Below are 7,996 nucleotides of genomic sequence, written 5' to 3'. Positions count from 1 at the left end.
GTTTGTGATAACGGTAATTTACACCAACCGTAGAAATGTACAATGGAAAACTCAGGAAAGTCTGGTTGCTCATGATATTGACTACCTTAAGAATTCAGCAAGAGCAAATTACATTTATGCAGGGATGCTTAAAAATGAAGCCATGAAAGATGCCACGGACAATAATGGTTTCAGTTCGTGGGAAAAAGTCAGAAAAGCGGAGGAACATTACCGGCAGGCTCTTCAGGTTTATCCTGATTATTATCAGGCATACAATATGTTGGGGTCTATCTATTTTTCATTTTATAAAAATCATCAGCAAGCGGTTGAATATTTTTCAAAGGCTGTTCAGATTAATCCGTCCTATGTTCCCGCCATTGGAAATCTGGCATGGGTTTACTTTAAAATGAAAAACTTTTCAGAGGCAGAAAAATATTATCAGCTGGCCATAAAACTCAAGCCCCATAATCCTCAGTTTAAGGAAGAGCTGAACAGATTATACGAGGAAACCGGAGACACGACACGTGTCAGATAATTTTTATTTCAGAATAAACCAGCAACACCAATTGCCCGTCTTTTCACACAAAAAAATAATAAGAAAATAATAAAATCAGAATTCTGATGTTATAGCATGTAAAAACAAACTGATTATTGAACTGATTTTACAAAATGAGCCAACAAAAACATAAAAATCAAAATAAACCGGAAAATAATCATCATCAAAACGGTCATCACCAGAAAAGTCACCTGAAAAAAGAAGAAAAAACACTTCAGTCGAAGGGTTTTTTCATGAGCCTCATCGAAAGTAAAACAAAGGTTTTTTTTCTGATAACCCTTATTGCATTTCTTTTTTACGGCAATTCAATTCCCAATAAGTATTCACTTGATGATATTTATGTAGCTAATAATCAGCAGGTTAAAAAAGGATTTAAGGCCTTGCCGGAAATTATTACTGGTTTATATGCTTCACATGAAATGCAGCAGGGGCAAACCGTCAGTTTTGGTTATCGTCCTGTTGTTAAAGCCACCTTTGCCATAGAATATGGCTTGTTTGGACAAAATCCTCACATCAGCCACTTCATCAATATTCTTCTTTATATTATCACCATCTGGCTGATTTACAGATTGTTTCAGATATTATTTGGCCATCTCCATCCATTGTTCCCGCTGATTGCGTGTCTGTTGTTTCTGGCTCATCCTACTCATACTGAAGTTGTTACAAGCCTTAAAAACAGAGATGAACTGCTTAGTTTTCTTCTAAGCCTGGTTACCTTGAACCTGATGCGAAAATGGTCTGTCAAAGGAAATTTACTGAATTTTGCAGGAGGATTCCTTGTTTTTATCATTGCTTTGCTGAGCAAAATTTCTGCCCTTGCTTTTGTGGCCATTATTCCCCTTGTGTTGTGGTTTATTCCCGGAGTAAACAGAAAAAAACTGATTTACATTGTTGTGGCACTGGCAGTAGCTTTTCTGATGGTTAAGTTTCTTCCCAAACTTTACCTGCCACACCGCATCCGGCCTAAGCTTCTGGTTGAAAATCCGATGATATACATGAGTTTCTTTGAAAGGATACCCACCGCTTTTTATATTTTGCTTTTTTATCTGAAGCTGATCTTTCTTCCGTTCCCCTTGCGTTTTTATTACGGATACGGGATGATTCCTGTGGTCAACTGGGGGCACCCTCTCGTATGGCTTTCTGTCATTATTCACATCGGGTTGATTTATCTGGCAATGGTAAATTTCAAAAAACGTAGCTGGATTTCAATTGGTATCTTTATTTACCTTTTCGCTATTTCGATGTACACCAATCTTGTTCAGATTGTCATGGGCATTGTTGCCGACAGGTTTCTTTATTCCCCTTCGCTCGGATTTTCAATAGTTTTGACTGGCCTGATATTTATTATTGCCCGTACATTACCTGAAAAACTTTCCTTGCAAAAAAATGCAGCTCTCAGGATTTTTGCGGTTTCATTTTTACTCATTGGTGCAGGAATGGTAAAAACCATTGCCCGCAACAACGACTGGAAAAGTGTCGATACGCTTATTAAACACGATATTGTGCACCTCGAAAACTCAGCACGTGCTAATTTTATGTACGGTGACCTGATGATTAAGGAAGTGATGAGAGCTTATCAGCAGGGCAAGATGACACAGGCCAGGGAGATGTTACAGGATGGTATTGCCCATCTTGAACATGCCATTGATATTTTTCCGGATTATTTTCTGGCTTATAATCTCCTGGGACAAGCCTATTATAAATTTTATCTCGATATTGAAAAAGCAAAGAAATATTTCCTGAAAAGTATTGAAATAGAACCCAATTTTGCCGATGCCTACAGCAATTATGCCTTTATGTGTTTCAAGGAAAAAAACTTTGCTGAGGCTGAAAAATATTATCTGACTGCCATCAAACTGCTGCCTCATAATAAAACCTATATGCAGGATCTGGCTAATGTTTACCGTGAAAGTGGTGAAACAGAAAAGCTGGAGGCCTTACTGAAAAAGATGAGTGAAACCAGGGGAAAATCGGGTTCTAACCAAGGATTACTGCCTTTCTGAGCAATTCTATGTTGAGAATTGTAATAACATTGTTTTCGATTTCTATCAGTTTTTCCCGTTTAAAATCATTGATAATGCGGATAGCTGTTTCTGTCGATGTATTGGCAATGGCACCGAGTTCTTTGCGCGTAAACATTAATGGAAATGTCGGGCTTTTAAATATATTTTCGGATAAATGCAACAGAATTTCGGCAATGCGGCCTCTGACATTTTTGGTATTTTGCAGGGCAAGGTAATAAATCAGACTGCTTCCCAGCAGGCTCAGTTCCTTGATGAATTTTAAGGAAAACTCGGAATTTCTGCTTAATAACGATGATAAGGTGGTTTTGTCTATCATTCTGACCACGCAGTTTTCCACTGCCCTGGCTGAAAACAAATGCTTTTCCATGCTGAAAACAGACATAAGCCCGATAAACCAACCCGGCTTGATGATTTTTATAATACGCTGGTAATTTTGTATTTCTGTATAAACTGAAGCATGACCTTTCAGCAGATAGAGGGCATGGGTGGCAAAACTATCCTGTTTATAAATGGTTTCACCTCTGGCAAAAAATACTTCTGTGCTGTTCTGTTCAAGTTCTTCCAGTTCATTATCCTGCAAATGCCCGAACAGATAAGTGTTTTTCAGAAATGCTCTGAATTCCATGTTGTTTTTTTCTGCAAAGTTAGGTGTTTGTCATGAATATGATACAAATCATACAAAATTATTATTCAGTATCATCTTATTGTATGATTTCATTTATAAGTCTCATTAACTTTTTGTTTTTGAATGACTTGTTATTTTGTAGGCATAAAAAATGTAAATTATGAGGAAAATAGCTTTATTCACATTACTGCTGCTGAGTGTCAGTTTTTTGCAGGCTCAGCATATTATTCAGGGAAAGGTTTATGACAAAGAAACAAAGGAAGCCTTGCAGGGAGCTTCTGTGCTCATCAGGGGCAGTCAGAGCGGTACGATTACTGACAAAAGCGGTTATTTTAAAATTAATGTCAGTGATAACAGGCAGGTAGTATTACTGGTTTCTTTTCTTGGTTTTAAAACTCAGGAAATAAAAGCTGAGCCGGATGGAAAAGAACTGCAGGTATATCTGGAAAGCTCGGCACTGGTTGGGGATGAAGTAGTCATCAGTGCTTCAAGGGTTAATGAGAAAGTAATTTCGGCTCCTGCCTCTATTCAAAAGATTCAGGCGACCACCATTCAGAACCTTCCTGGATGGAATTTTTATCATAGCCTTGGAAATATCAAAGAAGTAGATATTGTAACGAACAATCTGGGATTTGCCACTTTCAACACACGTGGTTTCAATTCTACTCAGCCTTACCGAGTTGTTCAATATGTGGATGGCATGGATAATCAGTCGAGTGGCTTGAATTTTTCGCCCGGAAATATGTTTGGCGTTTCCGATATTGATCTGGCTTCCATTGAGTTAATTTCAGGCCCGGCTTCTGCTATGTATGGTCCTAATGCCCTTCAGGGGGTTTTGTCGATGACAACAAAAAATCCCTATGATTATAAAGGACTGACTGTGATGCTGAAGGGCGGAAGCAGAAATTATATGGAAGGACAGCTTCGCTTTGCTGATACCTATGGTAAAAAAGACCAGATCGGGTTTAAACTGACTGCCGGATACTTTTCCGGGGATGACTGGCCGGCTGATGATCCGAAATACAACCGCTACAGGATTATGCCTTCATCTCCGCAGAATATCTATAATCTGATAGCCGACTCAGGTTTTCAAAACTATGTATCGGTTTACGACAGTGCACGTCCGGCTCCGGTTTCATTCATGCTCCCCGGCTACATGGAGGGCGATATGGTTTCATTAAAAAATGAAAGTATGAAGGTGAATGCCTTTCTGGCCTATCGTTTTAACGGACATGCTGAAATATCCTACAATTATAAGTTTTCTCAATCAAGTGGCGTATTTCAGGGAAACAACAGGGCAAGGATGGAAGATTTTATTCACCAGCAACATAAAATAGAAGGAAGATACCGCAATTTTACTTTCAAAGCTTATGCGACTTTCGAAAATTCAAACAAGAGTTTTGACCTTGGACTTACCGGGATCAATTTAGGTATGGCTGGCCTCCCAGCGGTCAGCCGTGCCTATGCTGATGCTTTTGTCAGCAGCATCGAACAGCAAACAAATTATTATTCTTTGCCGTTTAACTATGCGCAGATGTATCCGGTTGCCCATCAGGCAGCTTTGGCTGCTTCGGCAAATGGCTGGCTGCAACCAGGTACTGATAAATTTAATGCTGTCCTGAATTCCATCATCACCAATCCGGATCGTCCTCAGGGTTCACGCTACCCCGACTTATCCATTTTTGAACATGCCGAAGCCGGATATTCCAAAGACCTGAAATGGGCAGAACTTAATGCAGGCCTTGTTTTCCGTAACTGGATACCTCGCACGAACGGAAAGATTTTCAGTGATACCAATGGCGTCAATATTTCATTTTTCGATTTCGGAGGATTTGCCCAGTTAACCAAAAATCTGTTGAATGACAACCTGAAGCTGATTGCTTCGGTAAGGGCAGATAAGAGTAAAAACTATAATGCACAGCTTTCACCACGCTTTGCAGTTGTTTATAAGCTGAAAAGCCATTATTTCCGTGTTGGCCTTCAATCCGCATTCCGCAGCCCGACACTCAACGACCAGTATTATTTACTGAATACAGGTTCTTTCATCGTCAAGGGAAATATTACCGGCTATTATAACCTTTATACCCTGTCGTCAGTGATGGCATTCAAGCAAACAGGGAATCCTGCGCTCCTTGAAACCATTCAGCTCGATCCCATTCAGCCTGAACAGGTAAAAACTTTCGAAATTGGTTACAGAAGCCAGATAATCAACAAATTATATATTGACTGGAATTTTTATATGAACAAGTACAATGGTTTTATCGGCAGTGTCAGGGCAGTTGAGCCCAAAACAGGCATTGCAGGCGATTCAACCGGATTAGCCGACCTTAAAAATGGAAAATACAACACCTATTCCATTTATGCCAATTCTAAATCAGATGTTCAGACACTCGGGTCTTCCATCGGTTTGAACTATGCAATAAACAATAAAATCAATGTTTACTTTAATTATACCTATGCCAAAATGAAGGATCTGGCAACCACCGATCCGCTTGTTCCCGGCTTTAATACACCCAAACATCGTTTCAATATCGGGCTGGAAGGGAAAAATCTCTTTAAAAATTTTGGTTTAACTGCTAATTTCCATTGGGTTGATTCGGTTAAGTGGGAAGCTGTTTTTGCCAGCGGAACCCTTCAACCTTATTCAACATTCGATGTCCAGTTGAATTATCATCTGGTTAAATACAACACGATTGTCAGGATTGGCGGAACTAATCTGCTTGGCCGGGAATATTATCAGGCCTTTGGTGCTCCCGGTATAGGCAGGTTTTTATTTGCATCGCTCACTTATAACTTTACCGATTTATAATTCATAAATGGTTTATGTGTCAAAGGACTTTTGATATTGTTCTGAGGGCCGAAAAAACTTATCCTGATTTAATTGCTTTTGCCCATAAAAAAGAAGGTCAATGGCGGTATGTGTCCTACCGGGAATATGCCAAACTTTCAAAAAAACTGGCAAAAGCCTTAATAGCCAATGATGTCGTAAAAGGAGATCACATCGCCACCCTTACCAACAACCGGCCTGAATGGAATGTCCTCGATGCAGGGATCAACATGGCAGGGGCTGTTCACGTTCCTGTCAGTCCTTTTTACAGCGAGGATGACCTGCATTACATAATTGAGCATACAGATATCAGCTTGATTTTTGTTTTTAATAAAATCCTGTATCAGGTAATCAGGCGTATCTGTAGTAACATACCTTTGGTCAGGAAAATCATTTTGATTGAAGATGCAGAGGACATTCCATCGTTAAACCGCTTTTTGGAAGAAGGGAATGATGTACCGGATGAAGTCCTTGAACGCAGGATTTCAGAAACAGGAGAGGAGGATATTCAGAGCATATATTTTACCTCAGGGACAGGGGGAAGACCAAAAGGGGCAATGGTTCGCCACCGCAATATTCTCCGCATGATGAAAAGCATGTCAGAAATATATTTTCTCAAAAAAGGGGAGAAGGCGCTCAGTTATCTGCCGTTAAGCCATTCCTATGAGTCGGCTCATAACTATATGTATCAGCATGCGGGGATGATTGTCTATTATGCAGAAAGCATGAATACAGTTGTGGGAAACCTGCAGGAAGTCAAACCGGTGATTTTTTTGAGTGTGCCTTTATTGCTCGATAAAATAGCTGCGGAAATACAATCCATGACGGAAAAGCAAACAGGTTCAAGAAAAAGAATATGGCAGAATGCCTGGAATTTTGCCATTAATTATAATCCTGAAAATCGTTCATTGATTTACAGATTAAAGCACAACTATTACCGGAAAAAAGTTTTCCCGTTCTGGAAAGAAGTATTAGGTGAAAAGGTAACCCGGATATCTGCAGGAGGTGCTTCCTTACCGGAACATCTGGCCAGATTGTTTTTTGCCATGGACATCATGGTGCTTGAAGTTTATGGCATGACGGAAACCTATGCCATATCTGTCAATTCCTTCCAATATGGCATAAAAATCGGAACGGTGGGTGTACCGGAAAAAAATGTGGAGGTCAGGCTGGATGAAGAGGGTGAAATACTTTGCAGAAGCCCTTATATCATTAAAGGTTATTACAAAAATCCGGAACTGACGGCAGAAATTATTGACCCGGATGGTTGGTTCCACACAGGGGATTTAGGCGAATGGATGGATGGGAAGTATTTAAAAATCACCGGAAGAAAAAAGCATGTTTTTAAAACCGCATCAGGGAATTTTATTTCTCCTGAAAACATTGAAAAACAGCTTGTTAAGTCCAGATTTATCAGCCATGCTCTCGTGGTTGGTAAAGATAAAAACTACCTTTCTGCCATTCTTGTTCCTGATTTTAATGAACTTAAAAACTATTGTCAGGAAAGGAAATATGAAACCACTAACTGGAAAATTGTTTTGAATGATTTGGAAATCAGGTCTTTGTTTCAGAAAGTCATTGACGAATACAACCGGAATGCATGGGAAACCGAGCAAATTAAAAAATTCAGCATACTCGACCATCCATGGTCGGTTCAAACCGGAGAACTGACTCCCACAATGAAACTGAAAAGAAACAATCTGCTTGAGCGATATGATGGAATGGTAAAGCAATTTTATGAATAGTTTTTAACACCTACTTTTGCAAAAAATAAAATTATGAAAGAAAGCATAGAAGAATTTATTAAACGTTTGGAAGAACAATTTGATGATTTGCCGAAAGGCGTACTTAAACCTAACAGCCTTTTCAGGGAAGCTTTTAGCTGGAATTCAATTAACGCCCTGATTGTCATAGCTTTAATTCAGACTGAATATGGGGTGGCCATTGATGCGGAAGACCTGCGCAAATCGAAAACTGTGCAGGAT

At 39.5% G+C, this 7,996-nt stretch carries 6 protein-coding genes; 5 read left to right on the top strand and 1 reads right to left on the bottom strand.

Translation table 11 applies throughout. The features are described 5' to 3' along the window. On the top strand, positions 1 to 514 hold a 514-nt coding region (locus GX437_08245), incomplete at its 5' end, for a tetratricopeptide repeat protein (protein NLJ07643.1). Positions 515 to 648: 134 nt separating this feature from the next. Further along, entirely contained in the window at positions 649 to 2,538 is a 1,890-nt protein-coding gene (locus GX437_08240; GenBank protein NLJ07642.1) for a tetratricopeptide repeat protein, read from the top strand. Here the strand turns inward: GX437_08240 and GX437_08235 are convergent. After that, positions 2,513 to 3,184 carry a Crp/Fnr family transcriptional regulator gene (locus GX437_08235; GenBank protein NLJ07641.1) on the bottom strand — a complete coding sequence of 224 codons (672 nt, stop codon included), beginning with the start codon at positions 3,182 to 3,184 and terminating at the stop codon, positions 2,513 to 2,515. The genes GX437_08240 and GX437_08235 overlap by 26 nt on opposite strands. A 160-nt stretch (positions 3,185 to 3,344) precedes the next feature. Here GX437_08235 and GX437_08230 point away from each other — a divergent pair, with 160 nt between their 5' ends. From GX437_08230 to GX437_08220, 3 genes are all read left to right on the top strand, one after another. Then, positions 3,345 to 5,993: a TonB-dependent receptor gene (locus tag GX437_08230; GenBank protein NLJ07640.1), complete on the top strand. Its 2,649-nt coding sequence runs from the start codon at positions 3,345 to 3,347 to the stop codon at positions 5,991 to 5,993. Positions 5,994 to 6,007: 14 nt separating this feature from the next. After that, positions 6,008 to 7,756, top strand: a complete 1,749-nt coding sequence (locus GX437_08225) for a long-chain fatty acid--CoA ligase (protein ID NLJ07639.1) — start codon at positions 6,008 to 6,010, stop codon at positions 7,754 to 7,756. Between the two features lie 33 nt (positions 7,757 to 7,789). Next, positions 7,790 to 7,996 (top strand): acyl carrier protein (locus tag GX437_08220; protein ID NLJ07638.1); only part of this gene is annotated, 207 nt, incomplete at its 3' end.

Source organism: Sphingobacteriales bacterium, from assembly GCA_012517435.1.
In the GTDB taxonomy this organism is placed as follows: Bacteria; Bacteroidota; Bacteroidia; order CAILMK01; family JAAYUY01; genus JAAYUY01.
This window is presented reverse-complemented; position numbering and strand designations above follow the sequence as displayed.

Bases quoted from the DNA above. Each gene is read 5' to 3' on its own strand.
- GX437_08240 (NLJ07642.1), top strand. From the start codon at position 649: ATGAGCCAACAAAAACATAAAAATCAAAATAAACCGGAAAATAATCAT.
- GX437_08235 (NLJ07641.1), bottom strand. From the start codon at position 3,184: ATGGAATTCAGAGCATTTCTGAAAAACACTTATCTGTTCGGGCATTTG.
- GX437_08230 (NLJ07640.1), top strand. From the start codon at position 3,345: ATGAGGAAAATAGCTTTATTCACATTACTGCTGCTGAGTGTCAGTTTT.
- GX437_08225 (NLJ07639.1), top strand. From the start codon at position 6,008: ATGTGTCAAAGGACTTTTGATATTGTTCTGAGGGCCGAAAAAACTTAT.